This window comes from Actinacidiphila rubida (genome assembly GCF_900110255.1).
Classification (GTDB): Bacteria; Actinomycetota; Actinomycetes; order Streptomycetales; family Streptomycetaceae; genus Actinacidiphila; species Actinacidiphila rubida.
In genome coordinates this window covers 1-20,425 of the sequence record NZ_FODD01000026.1, presented here as the reverse complement: position 1 = coordinate 20,425, position 20,425 = coordinate 1, and the positions used below count along the sequence as shown (strand labels likewise).

General features: G+C 74.3%; 10 protein-coding genes. 7 read left to right on the top strand and 3 right to left on the bottom strand.

Annotated elements, in window-relative coordinates:
- Positions 1-176: 176 nt before the first annotated feature.
- The 4 genes from topA (at position 177) to BMW99_RS24705 (ending at position 11,100) form a co-directional block, all read left to right on the top strand.
- Complete coding sequence (gene topA / locus BMW99_RS24720; protein WP_069464345.1) at positions 177-2,999, top strand: type I DNA topoisomerase; 2,823 nt, start codon at positions 177-179, stop codon at positions 2,997-2,999.
- A gap of 133 nt (positions 3,000-3,132) precedes the next feature.
- Positions 3,133-6,462, top strand: coding sequence for a dTMP kinase (gene tmk, locus BMW99_RS24715; RefSeq protein WP_075017573.1), 3,330 nt, complete (start codon positions 3,133-3,135; stop codon positions 6,460-6,462).
- Between the two features lie 489 nt (positions 6,463-6,951).
- Positions 6,952-10,272, top strand: coding sequence for a BTAD domain-containing putative transcriptional regulator (locus tag BMW99_RS24710; RefSeq protein WP_075017572.1), 3,321 nt, complete (start codon positions 6,952-6,954; stop codon positions 10,270-10,272).
- A 69-nt stretch (positions 10,273-10,341) separates the two neighbouring features.
- A complete protein-coding gene (locus tag BMW99_RS24705) occupies positions 10,342-11,100 on the top strand; it encodes a DsbA family oxidoreductase (RefSeq protein WP_075017571.1) in 759 nt (252 codons plus the stop codon).
- Between the two features lie 121 nt (positions 11,101-11,221).
- On the opposite strand, the gene BMW99_RS24700 is transcribed toward BMW99_RS24705, so the two are convergent.
- Both BMW99_RS24700 and BMW99_RS24695 read right to left on the bottom strand, forming a co-directional pair.
- Positions 11,222-13,174, bottom strand: coding sequence for a sigma-70 family RNA polymerase sigma factor (locus BMW99_RS24700; protein ID WP_075017570.1), 1,953 nt, complete (start codon positions 13,172-13,174; stop codon positions 11,222-11,224).
- 239 nt (positions 13,175-13,413) lie between these two features.
- Entirely contained in the window at positions 13,414-14,211 is a 798-nt protein-coding gene (locus tag BMW99_RS24695; RefSeq protein WP_079138973.1) for a TetR/AcrR family transcriptional regulator, read from the bottom strand.
- A 346-nt stretch (positions 14,212-14,557) separates the two neighbouring features.
- Between BMW99_RS24695 and BMW99_RS24690 the strand changes: the two genes are divergently transcribed.
- Both BMW99_RS24690 and BMW99_RS24685 read left to right on the top strand, forming a co-directional pair.
- Complete coding sequence (locus tag BMW99_RS24690; RefSeq protein WP_265736960.1) at positions 14,558-15,907, top strand: NAD(P)/FAD-dependent oxidoreductase; 1,350 nt, start codon at positions 14,558-14,560, stop codon at positions 15,905-15,907.
- A 197-nt stretch (positions 15,908-16,104) separates the two neighbouring features.
- Positions 16,105-17,841 carry an ATP-binding SpoIIE family protein phosphatase gene (locus tag BMW99_RS24685; protein WP_069466794.1) on the top strand — a complete coding sequence of 579 codons (1,737 nt, stop codon included), beginning with the start codon at positions 16,105-16,107 and terminating at the stop codon, positions 17,839-17,841.
- 57 nt (positions 17,842-17,898) lie between these two features.
- Here the strand turns inward: BMW99_RS24685 and BMW99_RS24680 are convergent, their stop codons facing one another.
- Positions 17,899-19,200: an MFS transporter gene (locus BMW99_RS24680; RefSeq protein ID WP_069466796.1), complete on the bottom strand. Its 1,302-nt coding sequence runs from the start codon at positions 19,198-19,200 to the stop codon at positions 17,899-17,901.
- A 141-nt stretch (positions 19,201-19,341) separates the two neighbouring features.
- On the opposite strand from BMW99_RS24680, the gene BMW99_RS24675 reads away from it, so the two are divergent.
- Positions 19,342-19,902, top strand: a complete 561-nt coding sequence (locus BMW99_RS24675; RefSeq protein WP_069466795.1) for a MarR family winged helix-turn-helix transcriptional regulator — start codon at positions 19,342-19,344, stop codon at positions 19,900-19,902.
- Positions 19,903-20,425: the final 523 nt, after the last annotated feature.

The window sequence follows — 20,425 nt, the reverse complement described above, 5'->3', positions numbered from 1 at the left end:
TCCGGGCACGATGGGCTGAGGCGACGTAGCCTTCTTGAGGACCCCGGCAGTGTGGATAGAACGTACATCGGGTTACCGTTCGAGTGGCGTTGCGGACTTTTCCCGTTTGACACGGGGCCAGGAGGTACGGTCACACTCCGCAGCGACACCCCTTCAACCCGGAGAGAAGAGCGAAGTTGTCCCCGACCCGCGAGACCGCACCAGGCGGCCGCCGACTTGTCATCGTCGAGTCGCCCGCCAAGGCGAAGACGATCAAGGGCTATCTCGGCCCGGGATACGTCGTCGAGGCCAGCGTCGGGCACATCCGCGACCTCCCCAACGGGGCCGCCGAAGTGCCGGCGGAGTACAAGGGCCAGCCTTGGGCACGGCTCGGCGTCAATGTGGACAGCGATTTCCAGCCGATCTACGTCGTCAACGCCGACAAGAAGGCACAGGTCAAGAAGCTCAAGGATCTCCTGAAGGAGTCCGACGAACTATTCCTCGCCACCGATGAGGACCGCGAGGGCGAGGCCATCGCCTGGCATTTGCAGGAAATCCTCAAGCCCAAGGTGCCGGTGCACCGGATGGTGTTCCACGAGATCACCAAGGACGCCATCCAGGAGGCCGTGCGCAATCCGCGCGAGCTGAACCAGCGCCTGGTCGACGCCCAGGAGACCCGCCGCATCCTCGACCGGCTGTACGGCTACGAGGTCTCGCCGGTCCTGTGGAAGAAGGTCATGCCGCGGCTGTCCGCCGGCCGCGTCCAGTCCGTCGCCACCCGGCTCGTCGTGGAGCGCGAGCGCGAGCGCATCGCGTTCCGCTCCGCCGAGTACTGGGACCTGCTGGGCACCTTCGGCACCGGCCGCGCCGGCGACGCCTCCGACCCCTCGACGCTCACCGCCCGGCTGATCGCCGTCGACGGCCGCCGGGTCGCCCAGGGCCGCGACTTCGACGCGTCCACCGGACAGCTGAAGTCCGGCGCGAACGTGCTGCAGCTCGACGAGAGCGCCGCCCGCGCCCTGGCCGCCGCGCTCGCCGACACCCAGTTCTCGGTCCGCAGCGTCGAGTCCAAGCCCTACCGCCGCTCGCCGTACGCGCCGTTCCGCACCACCACCCTCCAGCAGGAGGCGTCGCGCAAGCTCGGCCTGGGCGCCAAGGCGTGCATGCAGGTGGCGCAGAAGCTGTACGAGAACGGCTTCATCACCTATATGCGTACCGACTCCACGACGCTGTCGGAGACCGCGATCAGGGCCGCCCGCGCCCAGGTCACGCAGCTGTACGGCGCGCAGTTCCTGCCGGACAAGCCGCGCGTGTACACCGGGAAGGTGAAGAACGCGCAGGAGGCGCACGAGGCGATCCGCCCCTCCGGCGACCGCTTCCGCACTCCCGCTGAGACCGGCCTGACCGGCGACCAGTTCCGGCTCTACGAGCTGATCTGGATGCGCACCGTCGCCTCCCAGATGAAGGACGCGGTCGGCCAGTCCGTCACCGTCAAGGTCGGCGGCGGCTCCGCGGACGGCCGCGACGCCGAGTTCTCCGCGTCCGGCAAGATCATCACCTTCCACGGCTTCCTCAAGGCCTACGTCGAGGGCGCGGACGACCCCAACGCCGAGCTGGACGACCGCGAGCGCCGGCTGCCGCAGGTCGCCGAGGGCGACCCCCTGACCGCCACCGGGATCACCGCCGACGGCCACGCGACCAAGCCGCCCGCCCGCTACACCGAGGCGTCGCTGGTCAAGGAGCTGGAGGAGCGGGAGATCGGCCGCCCGTCGACGTACGCGACGATCCTGGGCACGATCCTCGACCGCGGCTACGTGTTCAAGAAGGGCACCGCGCTCGTCCCGACGTTCCTGTCGTTCGCGGTCGTCAACCTGCTGGAGAAGCACTTCGGCCGGCTCGTCGACTACGACTTCACCGCGTCCATGGAGGACGACCTCGACCGCATCGCCCGCGGTGAGGCCCAGGCCGTGCCGTGGCTGCGCCGCTTCTACTTCGGCACGGACGAGGGCGACTCCGACGCCGTCCCGTCCGCGGCCGCCGCGGGCAACGGCGACGGCGACCACCTCGGCGGGCTCAAGGAACTCGTCGAGGACCTCGGCGCCATCGACGCCCGCGAGATCTCCTCCTTCCCCGTCGGCGACGGCATCATGCTGCGCGTCGGGCGCTACGGCCCCTACGTGGAGAAGGGCGAGCGCGGCGAGGAGGACCACCGCCGCTCCGACGTGCCCGAAGACCTGCCGCCGGACGAGATGACGGTGGAGTACGCCGAGGAGCTGTTCGCCCGTCCCTCCGGCGACTTCGAGCTCGGCAACGACCCCGAGACCGGGCGGCCCATCATCGCCAGGGACGGCCGGTACGGCCCGTACGTCACCGAGGTGCTGCCCGAGGACACCCCGAAGACCGGCAAGAACGCGATCAAGCCGCGGACCGCCTCGCTCTTCAAGTCGATGACCCTGGACACCGTCACCCTCGCGGACGCGCTCAAGCTGATGTCGCTGCCGCGCGTCGTCGGCACCGACGCCGAGGGCGTCGAGATCACCGCGCAGAACGGCCGCTACGGGCCCTACCTGAAGAAGGGCACCGACTCGCGCTCCCTGGAGAACGAGGACCAGCTCTTCACGATCACCCTCGACGAGGCGCTGGCCGTCTACGCCCAGCCGAAGGTGCGCGGGCGGGCCGCGGCGAAGCCGCCGCTGAAGGAACTGGGCACCGACCCGGTCAGCGAGCGGCCGGTCGTCGTCAAGGACGGCCGCTTCGGCCCCTACGTCACCGACGGCGAGACCAACGCGACGCTGCGCCGTGACGACGAGGTGGAGACGATCACGCCCGAGCGCGGCTACGAGCTCCTCGCCGAGAAGCGGGCCAAGGGGCCGGTGAAGAAGAAGGCCGCCGCCAAGAAGGCACCGGCGAAGAAGGCCGCGGCCAAGAAGGCCACCGCGAAGAAGGCCGCGCCGGCCAAGAAGACGGCCGCCGCCAAGAAGACGACGTCGGCGGCCAAGAAGGCCACCCCGTCGGAGTGACGCATCCCGGTCGGGCGCGGCAGTCGCCGCGCCCCGCCGGGCACACCGCCCGCGGGGCCCGCTCCTCCGAGTTGTCCACAGGAGAGCCGAACCAGGCATGAGTGGCCGGGCCCGGGCCGGATAGGCTGTCAGAATGACGCGATCCGAGCAGCCGGCGCAGCCCGCGGACGTCACCGAAACGTTCGCGACCGACCTCGCGGCGGACTCACGTGAACGCGCGGTCGGCGCACTACTGAAAGTCCCCGCACTGCGCAGGCTGTGGAGTGCCCAGCTGACCGGAGCGGTCGCCGACCGCCTCGGGATGCTCGTGCTGCTCCTGCTCACCGTGCAGGCCGTCGCCGCGTCCCACTCGTTCGGAGGCGGCTACCGGGGTGTCGCGTTCGCGGCCTCCGCGGTGCTGGCCGCGCGCCTGATCGCGACCCTGCTGTTCGGTGCGGTGCTGCTCGGCCCGCTGTCCGCGCTCACCGCCGAAGGCGGCCCGCTGGACCGCCGGTGGACGATGATCGGCGCCGACACGGTCCGCCTCGGGCTGTTCATCGTGGCCCCGCTGTGGATCACGTGGGCGCCGGACTCCGCGCACATCTGGCTGCTCGTCACCGCGTTCGTCGCCGGCGTCGCCGACCGCCTGTGGGCGGTCGCCAAGGACGGCGCCGCGCCCGTGCTGCTGCCGGCCACCGGTGAGGCCTCGGTGCGGCCCGCGCCCGACCACCTGGCCACCCTGCACCGGCTGGACCTGCGCACCAGCTTCGTCGCGCTGCCGTTGGCCGCCGCCACGCTCGTCGTGGTCACGATGGTCAACACGCTCATCGCGCTCGGCGTCGACTGGTTCCACCTGCACCAGGTGGCGCTCTCCTCCTACGTCGCCGCCGGCCTGTTCTCGTCGTCGACGGCGATCCTCTACCTGCTCGAGCTGCCGTCCGGCACGGCCGCCCGGCCGCGCTCCCCGCTGGAGGGCCTGCGGCTCCCCAAGGGCCCGGCCGGCACCGAGCGCGGCAGGACCGGCGCGCTGCCGCTGCTGGTGCTCGCCACCGCCGCCACCGCCGGGGCCGTCGGTGCCGCCGTCGCGCTGGCCGTGCTGCGTGCCGCCGGTCTCCACTTCGGGCCGGTCGGCTTCGGCCTGCTGGTCCTGGCGCTGTCCGCCGGCACGGTCATCGGCATCCGGGTGGCCCCCAAGACGCTGCCGGGCCTGTCCCGGCGCCGGCTGCTGGCGCTGGCCATCGGCCTCACCGGCATCGCGCTGCTCCTCACCGGCATCGTCGCCGACGCGACCACGGTGCTGCTGCTGGCGCTGCTCGCCGGCCTCAGCGCCGGCCTGACCGCGAACACCGGCCACGTCCTGATCGAGCAGGAGGCCGAGGAGCCGCGCAGGGCCCGCACCGTCGAGCACCTGCAGGCCGTCTCCCGCGCGGTCATCGCCGTCGCGGCCATCGTGGCCCCGCTGGTGGCTGGCGCGATCGGCCCGCACCGCATCCACCACGGCCACTTCACCTTCGACCACGAGGGCGCCGCCTACACGCTGATCCTCGTCGGCGCGCTGCTGCTGCCGGTCGCCGCCCTCGTCCTCGGCAAGACCGACGACCGCACCGGCGTGCCGCTGCGCCGCGACCTGCGCGAGGCGCTGCGCGGCGCCGAACCGGCCGTGGCGCCCGCCGCCACCGGCTTCTTCATCGCGATAGAGGGTGGCGACGGCGCGGGCAAGTCCACGCAGGTCGAGGCGCTCGCCCAGTGGATCCGCGGCAAGGGCCACGAGGTCGTGGTCACCCGCGAGCCCGGCGCCACCGCCGTCGGCAAGCGGCTGCGGTCCATCCTGCTCGACGTCTCCGACGCGGGGATCTCGCACCGCGCCGAGGCCCTGCTGTACGCGGCGGACCGCGCGGAGCACGTCGACACCGTGGTGCGCCCCGCCCTGGCCCGTGGCGCGGTCGTCATCTCGGACCGCTACATCGACTCCTCGGTCGCCTACCAGGGCGCGGGCCGCGACCTCGCGCCGACCGAGATCGCCCGGATCTCCCGGTGGGCCACCGACGGGCTCGTCCCGCACCTGACGGTGCTGCTCGACGTCTCGCCGGAGACCGCGAGGGAACGGTTCACCGAGGCGCCGGACCGGCTGGAGTCCGAGCCGGCCGAGTTCCACCAGCGGGTCCGCGCCGGGTTCCTCACCCTGGCCGCCGCCGACCCCGCCCGCTACCTCGTGGTCGACGCCGGGCAGGCGCCCGAGGACGTCACCACCGTCGTACGGCACCGCCTGGACCAGTTGCTGCCGCTCTCCGAGAAGGAGATCGAGGCCCGCGCCGAGGCCGAGCGGAAGGCCGCGGAGGAAGCCGCGCGCCGCGCCGCCGAGGAGGCGGCCCGCAAGGCGGAGGAAGAGCGGCTCGAGCGCGAGCGGCAGGCGCAGCTGGAGAAGCTGCGGCGCGAGGAGGAGGAGCGCAGGCTCGCCGCCGAGGAGGCCGCGCGGCGCGAGATCGCCGAGCGCAAGGCCGCCCAGGAGGCGGAGGCCGCGCGGCTGCGCGCCGAGGAGGCGGCCCGCGTCGAGGGCGAGGCCCGCGCCAAGCGCGAGGCGGAGGAGGCGGCCCACGCCGCCGAGCAGGAGCGGCTGCGCCGTCTCGCCGAGGAGCAGGCGCGCCTGCGCGCCGAGACCGAGGAGCGGCGGCAGGAGAAGCAGCGGAAGGCCGAGGAGGCGCTGCTGCGCGCCGAGGCCGCACGGGCCGCCGCCGCGGCTGCCGCGGCCGAGGCCGCCGCCGCGGAGACGACGGTGCTGCCGCACATCACGCCGGACGACGTCCGCGGTGGTGACGGGGCGGACGGTTCCGACGGTTCCGAGAGTTCTGACGGCTCTGAGGGCTCTCAGGGGGCGGACACGGCTGAGCGCGGGGACGGCTCGGCGTCCGGGGCACGGTCCTCGGAGGACGCCGGTGGCGAGGCCGGTTCGGAGCACGGCTCCGGGAAGCCGGAACGCGGACTCGAGGACACCACGGTGCTCACGCCGGTGGCCGGCGCGGACGACGGCGCCGAGTCGTCCGAACACACGACGGTGCTGACGCCCGTGCCCGGGCACGACGCCTCGGAGACGACGACGGTGATGCCGCCGGTCGTGGTGGACGGCGACGGCGACGCTGACGCGTCCTCGGCCACGGAGGCACCTGTTTCGGGGCCGAAGGCGCCCGAGAAGTCGGAGACGGCGGCCGACACGCCGACGGAGCCGCCGGTTCCCGGGACCGCGCGGGACGCGGATCCGGCGGACCGGGTGCCGCCGTGGCTGTTCCGGCCCGAGACGCCGGAGAACGAGCGGACCCGCGAGCTGCCGGCCGTACGGCCGGGGGAGCCGGGTTCCGCCGAGCCGCGGCGAGCGCGGCCGAGGCCGGAGTGGGCGGAGGAGACGCCGCTCGACGATCTGCCGTCGCTGGCCGACGAGTTGCTGGGGCGGCGGGACGAAGGGGAGCCTCCGGCTGGGGGGCGTCACTAGCCCGGGCCCTCCAGGGCGGGCCCTCGCGCCCGTGACGGGCTCCGCCCGTCAGCCCGTCTGCCCGCATGCCGTCGGGCAGGTGCCCGTCCGTGCGGGGTTCCCGCGCCTCGCGGCGCGGGGTCTTCCCACCCGCACCACCGTGCGAGTTCGTTGTCGACCGACGGTCCTCCCGCTGGGGCGCGCCGCCGTTGGCGTCCGCGCGTCCGTGCGTCCGTGTGCCCGTGCGGGAACGGTGCGCGGGTGCGTGGCGTGTGATGGGGTGGCGGTCCTCCCGCTGGGGGGCGCCGCCGTAGCCGTCCGTGGGTCCGTGCGTCCGCTGGGGTGCGGCGCGGTTGGCGTCCGGGCTTCTGTGCGGGAACGTTGGGCGGGTGGCGGGTGCCCCTGCGCTGGGGCGGCTGCATCGGTGGCGTCCGGGAGCTCGGGGGCCGGGGCGGCGGGAGTGGTCCGGTGGTGGGGGTTCTGGGGCGTGGGGTGGGGACAATAGGGGGCGTGCGCCGGTATGGGGTGTTGGGGGTCACCGAGGTGTGGGACGGCGGGGTCGCCGTGCCCTTGGGCGGGGGGAAGCTGCGGGCGCTGCTGACCGTGCTGGTGATGCACGCCGGGCGGGCCGTGGGGCCGGAGCGGCTGATCGACGAGGTGTGGGCGGACGAGCCGCCCGCTGACGCGTCCGGTGCGCTGCAGGCGCTGGTGGCGCGGCTGCGCCGGAGCCTCGGCCGGGAGGCCGTCGTCTCGGAACCCGGCGGCTACCGTTTGGACGCCCCGCCCGAGACCGTCGACCTGTTCGAGTTCGAGGCGGCGCTGCGGGACGGGGAGCGCGCCCTGAAAAGCGGGGACGCGGCGGGCGCCGCGCAGACGCTGGACCGGGCGCTCGCGTCGTGGCGCGGACCGGTGTTCGCGGACCTGCCGGACCGGGCGGCCGCCGCGGTGCGGCCGGAGGCGCTGCGCCTGACCGCTTTGCGGCTGCGGATCGAGGCGGACCTGGCGCGCGGGCGGGCGACGCAGGCGCTGCCGGTGCTGCGGGAGGCCGTGGCGGACCACCCGCTGGACGAGGCGTTCCGCACCCAGCTGATCCGCGCCCTGCGGGCCGAGGGCCGCACGGCCGACGCGCTCGTGGCGTTCGAGACCGCGCGCACCGTCCTCGCGGACACTCTCGGGGCGGATCCCGGGCCCGAACTGCGCGCTCTGCACGCCGAGTTGCTCGGTACGAGCGGGTCCCGTCCGCAGACGGAGGCCGCGCCCGGGGCGGCGCCGCCGAACCGCGGCAACCTCCGCGCCCGTCTGACCAGCTTCGTCGGCCGTGAGGCCGACCTGCGGGAGATCGCGGCCGACCTGTCGGCGGGCCGGCTCGTCACGCTGACCGGGCCGGGCGGCTCGGGGAAGACCCGGCTGGCGCAGGAGGCCGCGGACCGCACCGCGTATCCCGACGGGGTGTGGCTCGCGGAGCTCGCGCCGCTCGACGACCCCGCGGGCGTGCCGCACGCCGTGCTGAGCGCGCTGGGACGGCGCGAGATCCAGTTGCCGGCCGCCGCGCGCGACCGTCTCGCCGACGCGCACGGCGAGGATCCGCTGGAGCGGTTGCTCGAGTACTGCGGGCAGCGGCGCCTGCTGCTGGTGCTGGACAACTGCGAGCACGTGATCGGGGCGGCCGCCGACCTCACCGCGGAGCTGCTGGCGGTGTGCCCGGGCGTGACGGTGCTCGCCACCAGCCGGGAACCGCTGGGCGTACCCGGCGAGGTCGTGCGGCCGGTGGAGCCGCTGGCGCCGGGGCCGGCGTACCAGCTGTTCGGCGAGCGGGCGGCCGCCGCGCGGGCCGGGGCCGCGGGGTACGACAGCGCCGAGGACGTGGCGGCGGTGCAGGAGATCTGCCGGCGGCTGGACGGGCTGCCGCTGGCGATCGAGCTGGCCGCGGCACGGCTGCGGGCGCTGTCGCCGCGGCAGATCGCGGACCGCCTCGACGACCGGTTCCGGCTGCTGACCGGCGGCAGCCGCACGCTGCTGCCGCGCCAGCAGACGCTGCGGGCGGTCGTGGACTGGAGCTGGGACCTGCTGGACGAGCCGGAGCGGGCGGCGCTGCGGGGCCTGAGCGTGTTCGCCGGCGGCTGCACGCTCGCCGCGGCGGAGGCGGTGTGCGGTCCGGACGCGGTCCTCACGGTGGCGCAGCTGGTGGACAAGTCCCTGGTGGTGGCCGAGCACGGCCGTCCGGGCGGCACCCGCTACCGGCTGCTGGAGACGATCCACGAGTACGCGGCCGAGCGGCTCGCCGCCGTTCCCGAGGAGGCCGCTGCGGCGGCCGCCCGCCATGGCGCCCACGTCCGCGATCTGGTGGTGGCCACCGAGCCGAAGCTGCGGGCCGCCGACCAGCTGGAGTGGCTGGAGGTGCTGGAGACCGAGCTCGACAACATCCGTGCCGCGCTGCACCGCAGCGTGTCGGCGGGTGACGAGCGGGGCGCGCTGACGATCGCCCTGGCCATGGGCTGGTTCTGGACGCTGCGCAACTACCGCGACGAGGCGGGCGAGTGGGTGGACCGCGTGATCGCCCTCGGGGAGCGCGGCACCGATCCGTCGGATCCGCTGTACTGGCCGCGGCTGGACGTGCGGATGCTGGACTTCTTCGTCAAGAGCGACCGGGCGTCGGAGGAGCAGTGGCACTCGGCCGAGGCGGAGGAGGAGGCGGCCGCGCTGATGGCCGCGTACCGCGTGGGCGGTCCGCCGGCCGCGCGGTTCCCCGGGATGCTCTGGCCGTTCGCGGTGTACCTGTTCGGCGGCGCGGTCGAGGTGCGGCGCCATACCGAGGAGATGGTCGCCAACTGCCGTGAGTACGGCGACGACTGGTCCTTGGCGGCGGCGCTGATGTTCCGCACCCATGCGGCGGTCGACTCGCCCGGCGCCCTGGACGCGGCGGACGCCGACCTGGCGGAGCTGCGCCGGTTGTGCACTGGCATCGGCGACCGCTGGATGCGCGCGCAACTGCACGGTGCGAGCGCGGAGATCGAGACCCTGCGCTGCAACTACGACCTGGCCCGGGCCGACTTCGAGGCGTCGATGGGGCTGGCCGAGGAGCTCGGCGCGCTCAGCGAGACGCCGTTCCTGCTGGGGCGGATGGCCGACCTGGAGCACCGGGCGGGCCATGCCGAGGTGGCGCGCAAGCTGTGCGCGCGGGCCGAGGAGATGGCCGAGCGGTTCGCGGTGTGGGACGCGCGCACCTACATCCGCTACCTGAAGGCCCTTCTGCTGCTGGAGGAGGGCGACACGGCCGGGGCGGCGGCTCTGGCCGGCCTGGTGGAGGGCCACATCGCCGACGGCACTCCGCCGCCCAGCTTCCAGGTGCTCGTCACCGGCCTGAAGGCGCGTGTCGCGGCCGCGGACGGTGACACCGCCGGGGCCCTGGCCGGTCTGGCGGAGACGGTCCGGCGCGCGGTCGAGGTGGGCTGCACCGATCCGGTGGTCGCCGAGACCGTCGACGTGGCGGCGCAGGTGCTGCGGCGCGCCGGCGATCTCGTGGGCGCGGTGCGGCTGGCGTCGGCGGCAGACGCGGTGCGCGGACCGCTGCCGCGGACCGTGCCCGAGGAGCGGGACCACGCGGCGCTGTGGGAGCGGGCGGTCGCGGGACTGGCGCCGGAGGAGCTGGCGGCGGCCCAGGCGGCCGGCGCGACGGCGGACCGGACCGCGGCTGTCGCGCTGCTCGCCGCGCTGACCGCCGGGGACACGGACGCCGGGGACACGGATGGCGGGGGAACGGACGGCGCGGACCCGGACGGCGGGAACACGGACGACGCGGAACCGGGCGGCGGCGGGGACGGCGGGGAATAGACCCGCACGGGCCGCCGTTCCCTTCTTCTTGAGCGTTCAAGCAGGCAGCGCTGGGGGACGGCAGGCCGTGTGACCGGAAGTGGGAGAGCCGTGAGAGTCGAGATCTACTCGGACATCGCGTGTCCGTGGTGCTACGTGGGCAAGGCCCGGTTCGAGCGGGCGCTGGCGGCGTATCCGCAGGCCGCCTCCGTCGAGGTGGTCTACCGGCCGTTCCAGCTCGACCCGGCGGCGCCGCAGCAGCCGCTCGGCCACCGCGAGGTGCTGGCCAAGAAGTACGGGCCGCAGTCCGTCGCGATGGACGAGCGGATCACGGCGCTCGGCGCGGCCGAGGGCATCACGTTCGACTTCGACACGGTGCTGGAGAACAACTCGCTGCTCGCCCACCGCCTGCTGCGGTTCGCTCTGGACACCGCGGGATCCGCGACCCAGGCACGGCTGAAGGGTCGGCTGATGGCCGCGCACTTCGGCGAGGGCATGGACATCGGCGACCGCGGCCAGCTGGCGGACGCCGCGGCCGCCGTGGGCCTGGACCGGGACGCGGTCGTCGCGTTCCTGGCCACCGACGAGCTGGCCGCCGAGGTCAGGGCCGACATCGACGAGGCCCACGAGCTGGGCATCTCCGCCGTCCCGACCTTCGTCTTCGAGGGGCAGTGGGCGGTGCAGGGCGGCCAGGAGGCGTCCACGTTCCTGCGGGTCCTGGAGCAGGTCGCCGAGCAGACCGCGCAGGCGCGCGGCGAGGAGGCGGCAGCGGCAGGACCGGACGCCACCCCCGAGGGGGAGGCGTGCGCCGACGGCGTCTGCGAGGTCCCGCCCCCCTCGTCCCGCTGAGGCGGCGGTCCGTTCCTGGGACGTCCCAGGACCTCCTGGGACCTCCCGGGACACGCCGCGCGGGCGGTCCGGTGCGTACGGGTCGCCCGCGGGCAGTGGCCGAGGCTGGGCGCGAGGGCTGTCAGGTGCAGGTGATGACGGAGTCGGCCCAGTCCGCCAGGTTGGCCGCGTCCAGCCCGGGCCGTACGGGGTCGACGACCAGCCGCAGCGTCGAGAAGCCCTTGAGGCCGACGTGCACCGGCACCGCGGGGTCCCCGGCGTGCACCGGGCCCGAGGACCACAGGGGCGTGCCGTCCCCGAAGACGCGGAACGTGACGGCCGCCCCGAAGAGCCGGGCCAGGTCGTCCACTCCGGCCTTGGCGTCGTAGGCGACGCACGCCCGGTTGAGGTCGATGGTCACCGACGACGGCGCGTGCACGGTGATGCCGTGCGCGTACTCGGTGCCGCCGACGCGCAGCAGCGAACGATCCCACCACCAGCCGCGGCCACCGGTCCTGCGGATGGTCGGCCCGGTCGCGCCGTCGCCGGGCCGGCCGACCGGCAGCGAGTCGACCGGATACGCCACGGGCGGCGGGGGCGGGGGCGGCGGAGTGGTCGACGGTGTCGCCGACGGGGTGGGCGTGGGGGTCGGTCTGGGGGCCGGCGTCGGGCTCGGTGACGGCTTGGGCGGTGGCGGCGCGGGGGCCGTCGCGGCCGGCGCCGGGGCCGGTGTGGTCGGCGGCGGGGGCGGAGGCGCCGGCGTGCGCGACGGAGCGGGCTCGGGCGGGGGCGGCGGGGCGACCGTGGCGACCGGCGCCGTCGTGGCGGGCAGCGCCTTGGGCGCGGGCGCCCGGTGGCCGTCGCCGCCGGTCAGTGCGAACGCCAGCGCGGTGGCGGCCGCCGCGACGACCACCGCCGTGGCGATGCCCGCCTTGACGGGCGCGCCGAGCCCTTCGCCCACCGCGGCGCCGCCGGCCGCTCCCGCGCCGCCGCCGGACCCGGACGCGGCGGCCGCCGCTCCGCCCGCGGCGCCTGCCGCCACGGCGCCGCCGGCCACCACCGCACCCGCGGCCTTCGCCGCGTAGACCGCGGCGAACCAGCCGATGTAGGCGACGGGAAGCAGGCCCTTGAGCGTGGAGTTGAGGTCGGCCAGCTCCACGGAGGCGGCCGTGCACCGCGAGCAGTCCTTCAGGTGCCGGCTGAGTTCCCGGTCGGCCCGCAGGCGCAGGCCGCCGCGGGCGTGCGCGCCGAGCCGGTCCGCGAACCGGGCGCACTCGCCCTCGGCCGTGAGGCTGGAGGAGACGTGCGCCTGGAGGTACGCCTGGCGCAGGCCTTCGCGGGCCCGGTGGGCGAGCACCGCGGTGGCGTTGGGGGTGAGGCCGAGCAGCGGTGCGACGGTGCTGGGCGACTCGTCCTCGACGGCGGTGTGCCACAGCACGGTCTGCCAGCGCTCGGGCAGGGTGCGGAACGCCCGCACGGCCAGGCTCTGTTCGGCTTCGTGCATGGCCCGCACGTCCGCGCCGAGCTCGGCGGTGTCCTCGGCGGCGGAACTGCCCGCCGAGGTGACGGCGAACACCGCGAAGTCCTCGACGAGGTGCTCGCGCCGCGCGGAGGTGCCCCACGTCGCCGCGACCCGGCGGACCGTCGTCAACAGGTAGGCGCGCACGGCCGATTCGGGGCCGCTGCCGCCGCGGATGGCCTGCAGCGTGCGGGCGAACACCTCGCCGGTCAGATCCTCGGCGGTGTGCGCGTCCCGGCAGCAACTCCGGGCGTAGCGGCGGACCGATTCTGCGTGCCGGCGGTACAGCTCCTCGTAGGCGCTGTCGCGGCCGGCCCTGACCAGGTCCACCAACTCGCCGTCGGACAGGGCCGACCGGCCCTCGGCGGTGTCGGGATCGGGCGCCGGGTGCCCGCCCCCGCGCTCGCCGGCCGCCTCGTCCGCGGGCGGGCCCGCGGGCGCGGGCACGGTGGGCGACGCCGCCGGCTCCGGTCGTGCGACGGGGTCGCGCTGCCCCGGGACCCTGCGCGAGGGCAGTTCCTCACCGGTCTCGGGGCCTGCCGCCGGCCCGCCGGACTCCCCGTTCGCCTCATCCACGGCAGAAGCGTGGCACACCGCAACCGGGCGGCGTCATGCTGTGCATAACAACCACCCTTCCGTGGGGGCAGCGTTCACAGATCCTCCACGACCGCCCGGTCGCGGGCCCGTGCGCGCGTTCCGGTAACCGCCCGGGAGGGGTGCTTCCCCAGGGGCCCGGACGCGGCGGCGCCGCGCACCCGCGGGCCGAAGCCCGGAGCACGCGGCGCTGTCGTGGTGCGACGTCGGGCGGAGCCGGCTCAGGCCGGCGCGCCCCCCGGGCGCGGACCGCTGCCGTCGGCCGGCGGGCGCGCCGCCGGGTCGCGGTCCGCGGGTCCGCCCGCGAGCCGCTCGCCGGGCCGGGAGCGCAGGCCTTCCAGCAGGATGTCCAGCAGCCGGTCGGAGGCCGCCGCCTGCTGCGCGGCGTCCGGCAGCGGAGGCGCCGCCGTGGCGATGACCAGCAGTACGTCGGCCACCGACACGTCACCGCGCAGTTCGCCCGACTCCCGTGCCCGGTCGACCAGTTGGCCGACCACGTCGAGCAGGGCCGGCACGCCTTCCGTGTCGCGGCCCGGCCCGGCGGCGGCCGCCGGGGAGTGGTCCGCGCCGGGGCGGGTGCGCTGCTGCGGCACCCTGACCGGCTCGTCCGTCGCGCCCGGGCTGCCCTGCACGCGCAGGACCTGTGGCGGCAGCAGCCGCCCCGCGCCCGAGGCGGCGGAGGTGCGCAGGAAGCGGGCGAGCGCGGACCACGCCTCGTCCTCCTGGCCGAGAGCGGTACGGGCCTGCTCGGTGAGCCGGGCCGTCTCCTCCTCGGCGATCCGCCGGACCAGTACGTCCTTGCTCGGGAAACGGCGGTAGACCGTCCCGACGCCGACCCGGGCGCGCCGGGCGACGTCCTCCATGGGCGCCCCGTAGCCGAGCTCCCCGAACACCTCGCGGGCCGCGCGCAGGACGTGTTCGAGGTTGCGCTGTGCGTCGACGCGCAGCGGAGCCGGCCGGCCGGCCGCTCCATGGCTGGTCGCGAGTGTGGTGGTGCGCTGAGAGTCCTGAATGTGCATATCCCATCCCCCGGAAATCCGTAAGTCTCCCCCCGGAGACTCCCCACCCATTACGAAGATCGCTGCGCGTTACGCGCAGTACTACGAGATACGAACATAGTTGAGCCTGCGTCAATAAAGAAGGGGGCGTTCCGGCTACCGGGCGACGTGCGCCCCGCCGCGCGCGCCCCCCGAGGGGTGGACGCGGGGGCGGGTGCCGTGGTGCGCGCTTTGCCCTGTGATGCGCCCGCCACCACGGATAGGCAGCGCCCGCACACGCCGGGAAATCCCCCAATCGGTGCTGTCCGCCCTGTGGACAAACGCGGCCCGGCCATTGCCTCATGGAGCAATGACGGAGTCGGTAGCTTTGGCCAAAGGAAGCACGCCGCGCATTCTCGTGGTCGGCGGCGGCTACGTGGGGATGTACGCCGCCCTGCGCCTGCAGCGGAAGCTCAAGCGCGACGAGGCGGAGATCGTCGTCGTCGAACCGCAGCCGTACATGACCTACCAGCCGTTCCTGCCCGAGGCCGCGGCCGGCTCCATCTCCCCGCGGCACGTCGTCGTCCCGCTGCGGCGGGTGCTGCCGCGGTGCCGGATCGTCGTCGGGGAGGCGCGCGGCATCGACCACGCGCTGCGCACCGCGACCGTCGCCACGCTCGCCAGCCAGGAGGAGGGCGGCCAGGAGCTGGAGATCCCGTACGACCAGCTCGTGCTGGCGCCCGGCTCGGTCTCCCGGACCCTGCCGGTGCCCGGACTGGCCGAGCACGGCATCGGCTTCAAGACCGTCGAGGAAGCCATCGGGCTGCGCAACCACGTCCTGGAGCAGCTCGACATCGCCTCCTCCACCCGCGACGCGGAGGTCCGCGAGGCCGCGCTGACCTTCGTCTTCGTCGGCGGCGGCTACGCGGGCGTGGAGGCGCTGGCCGAGCTGGAGAACATGGCCAGATACGCGGTCCGCTACTACCACAACATCCGTGCCGAGGACATGAAGTGGGTGCTGGTCGAGGCCACCGACCGGATCCTGCCGGAGGTCGGCGAGGAGCTGGGCCGGTACGCGGTGCGCGAGCTGCGCGGCCGCAACATCGACGTCCACCTGGAGACCCGGCTGGAGTCCTGCGAGCACCGGATCGCGACGCTGTCCGACGGGTCGATGCTGCCGACCAGGACCCTGGTGTGGACCGCGGGCGTCAAGCCCGCGCCGGTACTCGTCGCCTCGGACCTGCCGCTGTCCCCCCGCGGGCGGGTGGCCGCCGAGGCGACGCTGCGCGTCGCCGGCGTGGCGGACGCCTGGGCGGCGGGCGACGCCGCCGCCGTGCCGGACCTCACGGCCGAGGAGCCCGGCGCGGAGTGCGCGCCCAACGCCCAGCACGCGGTGCGCCAGGCCAGGGTGCTGGCCGACAACCTCGTCGCCCAGCTGCGCGGGCAGCCGCTCGCCGAGTACCGGCACCAGCACGTCGGCTCGGTGGCCTCGCTCGGTCTGCACGAGGGCGTCGCCCTGCTCTACGGGCGCAGGTTCAAGGGCTACCGGGCCTGGCTCATCCACCGCGCCTACCACCTCAGCCGGGTGCCGACCTTCAACCGCAAGGCGCGGGTGCTCGCCGAGTGGGTGCTGTCCGGGCTGTTCAAACGGGAGATCGTCTCCCTCGGCTCCCTGGAGCATCCGCGCGCCGAGTTCGAGGCGGCCGCCGGCGACCACGGCACCCGGTCCGACCCCTAGCGAGGGGCACCGGCAGGCCGCTGTCCGGGCCACCGTCAGGCGCCGGATCGGGGGGCGGGCGCAGGCGCGCCAGAGCCCCCCGCCGCCCCGCAGGGCCTGCGGCGATTCCCCCCGAGGGCCACGGTCGGTCACACTGGGCGGGTGACCACGCGTGCGACAGCGCTGGCAAACAGTGACAAATACGAGGAATCGGACGGTTGAACCTTACGCGTTGGAGCGCCCGGCTCCCCGGAACACAGCGACGCAGCGCCGTCCCCGCGGCCCGCGCCAAGACCGCCGACCCCGCGGGCACCCCCGCCCAGGGCCGCGCCGTCGTCGGCACCGGCACCCCGGACGGCACCACCGCCACCGGCGCCGGCAGCCCCTCCACCGACGAGTTCGCCCAGGTCGCAGGCACGCCGTCGGTCCCCGAAGTCCTCGCCAGCCTGCCCGCGCTGATCGCCGTCACCCGCGGCCCCGCCCACCGCGTGAGCTTCGTCAACGACGCCTACGCGGAGGTCTTCGGACCCCGCGACACCGGCGCCCCCGCCCGCGAGGCGCTCCCCGAACTCGACGAGCTGGGCCTGCTCCCCCTGATGGACCAGGTCCGCCGCAGCGGCAAGCCGCGCACGGTCAAGGCCCGCAAGGTGACCCACGGCGACGGCACCGCCGTCACCCGTCAGGGCTACTTCACCTTCACCTGCACCCCCGTCCACGCCGACGACCCCGACCCCGACCGCCGGGGCGTGCTGGTCTTCGCCGCCGACGTCACCGACCAGGTGCTGTCCGCCGACCGGCTGCGCGAGAGCGAGCGCCGCCTCCACGAGACCGCCGTCACCCTGCAGCGCAGCCTCCTCCCGCAGGAACTCGAACAGCCCGACGACCTGCGGGTCGCCGCGACCTACCAGCCCGGCGGGACGGACGCCGCGGTCGGCGGCGACTGGTACGACGTGATCACCCTCGGCGCCGGCCGCACCGCGCTGGTCATCGGGGACGTCATGGGACGCGGTGTGCGCGCCGCCGCCGTCATGGGCCAGTTGCGCACCGCCGTCCGCGCCTACGCCCGGCTCGACCTGCCCCCGCACGAGGTCATCCAGCTGCTCGACGGCCTCGCCTCGGAGATCGACGCCACCCAGATCGCGACCTGCGTCTACGCCGTCCACGACCCGAGCGAGGGCCGGCTGTCCTACGCCAGCGCCGGCCACCTGCCCATCGTCATCCGCGACCCCGACGGCACCGTCCGCCGCGCCGACGAGCCCACCGGCCCGCCGCTCGGCACCGGCGGCTGGATCCACACCTCCGGCAGCATCCCGCTCGGCCCCGGCTGCACCGCCGTCCTCTACACCGACGGGCTGGTCGAACGCCGTGACCAGGACATCGACGACGGCATCGCCGCGCTGACCCAGGCCCTCGCCGGCGCCACCGGCGCACCGCAGGTCATCTGCGACCGGCTGCTGCGCACCCTCGGCGTCACCTCCGAGCACGACGACGACGTGGCCGTGCTGGTCCTGCAGTACCCCGACCACACCGGGGACGACGCCGAACTCTTCCGCAACGCCTCGCTCGAGCTGCTCGGCGGCATCGAGGCCGCACCGCGCGCCCGCGCCTTCGCCTCCGGGGTGCTCGCCTCGTGGCGCTTCCCCGTCGCACTGCGCGACCTCGGCGTGCTCGCCGCCAGCGAACTCGTCGCCAACTCGCTCAAGCACGGACACCCCCCGATGCGCCTGCGCCTGCGGCGCACCGACCGGCGGCTGATCATCGAGGTCACCGACGGCGACGAGCACCTGCCGCGGCGCCGCAGGGCGGAACCGGGCGACGAGTCCGGCCGCGGCATCTCGATCATCGCCACCATCGCCTCCGGCTGGGGCTCGCGCCGCACACCCGGCGGCGGCAAGGCCGTGTGGTGCGAGTTCGCCCTGCCGGAGTATCCCGAGGACAGCGCGGACCACGCGTAGCCCCGCGGCTTCAGCCGCGGGGCCACCCGGTCACCGGACCGTCCCCCAGGACGACCGTCAGGCGGGCAGGGTCTCCTCCACCTGGGGCTTCGGCACCGACTGCGCCACCACCCGGGTCGCACGCAGCGGGCTGTCCTGCGCCGCGGTCAGCCCGCGGCCCAGTCGCAGGGCGATCACCGAGATCCCCAGCGAGCAGACGACCAGCATGACCAGGTAGGCGTCGTAGGCGCCCGCCCCGACCAGCACGCCGCCGACCGCCGGACCCAGCGCCAGCGCCAGCTGCTTGACCAGCGCGAACGCCGCGTTGTACTGCCCGACCATCCGCTCCGGCGCGAGATCGGCCACCAGCGGCGAGACCGTCGGTGCCAGCATCGCCTCGCCGAGACCGAACAGCGCGTACGTCGAGATGATCGCGGCCACGGCGGCCGCGTGGTGCCCGTGCACCACACCCGACGCTCCGGCGACGACCCAGGCCACGGTCCACACCAGGCCGACCCCGGCGATGACCCGGCTGCGCCGCCGGTGCTCGACCAGTCGCAGCACCACGAACTGCGCCAGCACGATCACCGCGGTGTTCGCGGCCAGCGCGATGCCCAGGGTGGCCGGGGAGATCCGCGTGACCTCGACCGCGAACGCCGACAGGCCCGACTCGAACTGCCCGTAGCAGGCGAAGAACATCACGAAGCCGAGCACGCACAGCGTGACCATCGACCGGTCGGCCAGCAGCACCCGCCAGCCGTTGCCGGACGCCGAACGCTCCTTGCCGGGGATGGCCTCGCCCAGCCGCGGCGCCTTCGGCAGCCGCGTGCCGGCGACCACGGCGCCCAGCACCAGGAACATCGCCGCCTCGATCGCGAACAGCCGCAGGAACGAGGACGGGTGCGCGGTGTCCACCAGCATGCCGCCGAGCAGGCCGCCCACGCCGAGCCCCAGGTTGTTCAGGAAGAACGAGGTCGCGAAGGCCCGCGACCGGGTGGCGGTCGTCGAGCACCAGACGATCATCGTGGCCAGCGCGGGCTGCACCACCGCTACACCGGCGCCCAGCGACGCGGCGGCGGCGATCACCAGCGGCTCGCTGCCGGACAGCCCGAGCCCCAGGGAGCCGGTCGCGGCCAGCAGCGTGCCGACCACGGCGACCGGCACGGGTCCGCGGCGGTCGATGGCGCGCCCGGTGAAGGGCAGCACGATCAGCGCGGCGACGGCCAGGGTGGCCAGCACCACACCTGCGGTGCCGGCGCCCAGGCCCCGCACCTGCGACACGTAGATGAACGTGAACGGCACGGTGAACCCGTTGCCGAACGCGCTCAGGGCGTTCCCCAGCTGGATCCGGCGCAGCGCGGCGCTCGTCGCGGTGGTCACGTTCACCTCTCTCGGGCACGTGAAGTCCCCGGGGCCGGAGCCGAAGGGCTTCGGTCCGAAGACTTCAGACATAAAGTTCGATGCTAAAGACTACATACGGAAGGCCTTTAGAGCAACGTCGTCCGTGGCATACTCATTCCCATGACCGCAGCCGAGGGTTCACCAGGCGCACCCCAGGAGCTGGACCTCGACGCCCAGATCGCCGCCTACCAGCGCGAATTCCCCGAGGTCGACCCCCAGGTGGAGAAGGTCGTCACCGCCCTGGGCCGGCTCAACCGCCGGATGAACGTCGCGTACGGCCGCCAGCTGGTCGACCTGGGCATCAGCAACTCCGAGTGGGAGGTCCTCAAGGCGCTCGTCGTCGTCGGCCGCCCCTACCAGCTCGGCCCCGGCGACCTGGCCAAGCGCCTCGGCCTCACACCCGCCGCCATGACCCACCGCATCGACCGCATGGTCGGCGAGGGACTGGTCACCCGGGAGCGGGACGAGAACAACCGCGTCCGCGTCATCGTCGAGCTCACGGACGAGGGTCGCGAGAAGTGGCTCGAGACCATGCGCATGGCCGCCGTCTTCGAGGACGACCTCCTCCAGGACCTCTCCGCGGAGGAGCGTGGCTCCCTGGGCGAGATCCTGACCCGCCTGCTGCGCCGCGTGGAGTCCACGCAGCCCGACGCGGGCGGCCGGCTGGAAGACCTCGACTGACGGGGTTGACACCCCCCGCCCGGGTGCGTAATGTTCTCCGGGTTGTCCGACGTGAGCGCCGACTCCGGTCGGTCCCCGGACAGCCATCCCGCAGGAACCTCTCGAGAAAACGCGCGACCTGTCGCGTCGTCTTGTCGTCGTGCGTTTTTTCGGAATGCGTGTGGTCATTCGAACGACCGGGCCGATTTGGCCGGGCGGGAGGAAGTCCGCTAAAGTCTCACTCGTCGGAAGGGCCCAACGGCCCGGAAGACGGACCCCGCTGACTGGGGGTCAGACACCGAAAAGCGTCTGATACAGTCGGAACACAACGAAGGGAAAGCCCGGAGGGGCCCGAAAGGGAACCGAAGGAAGCGTCCGTTCCTTGAGAACTCAACAGCGTGCCAAAAGTCAACGCCAGATATGTTGATACCCCGTCCCTCACGGTTCGCCGTGGTGGATGTGGTTCCTTTGAAAAGTCCTTCCTGTAGCGGGAAGGCGAGACACAGCGAGGACGCTGTGGGCGGTCGGATTATTCCTTCGATCG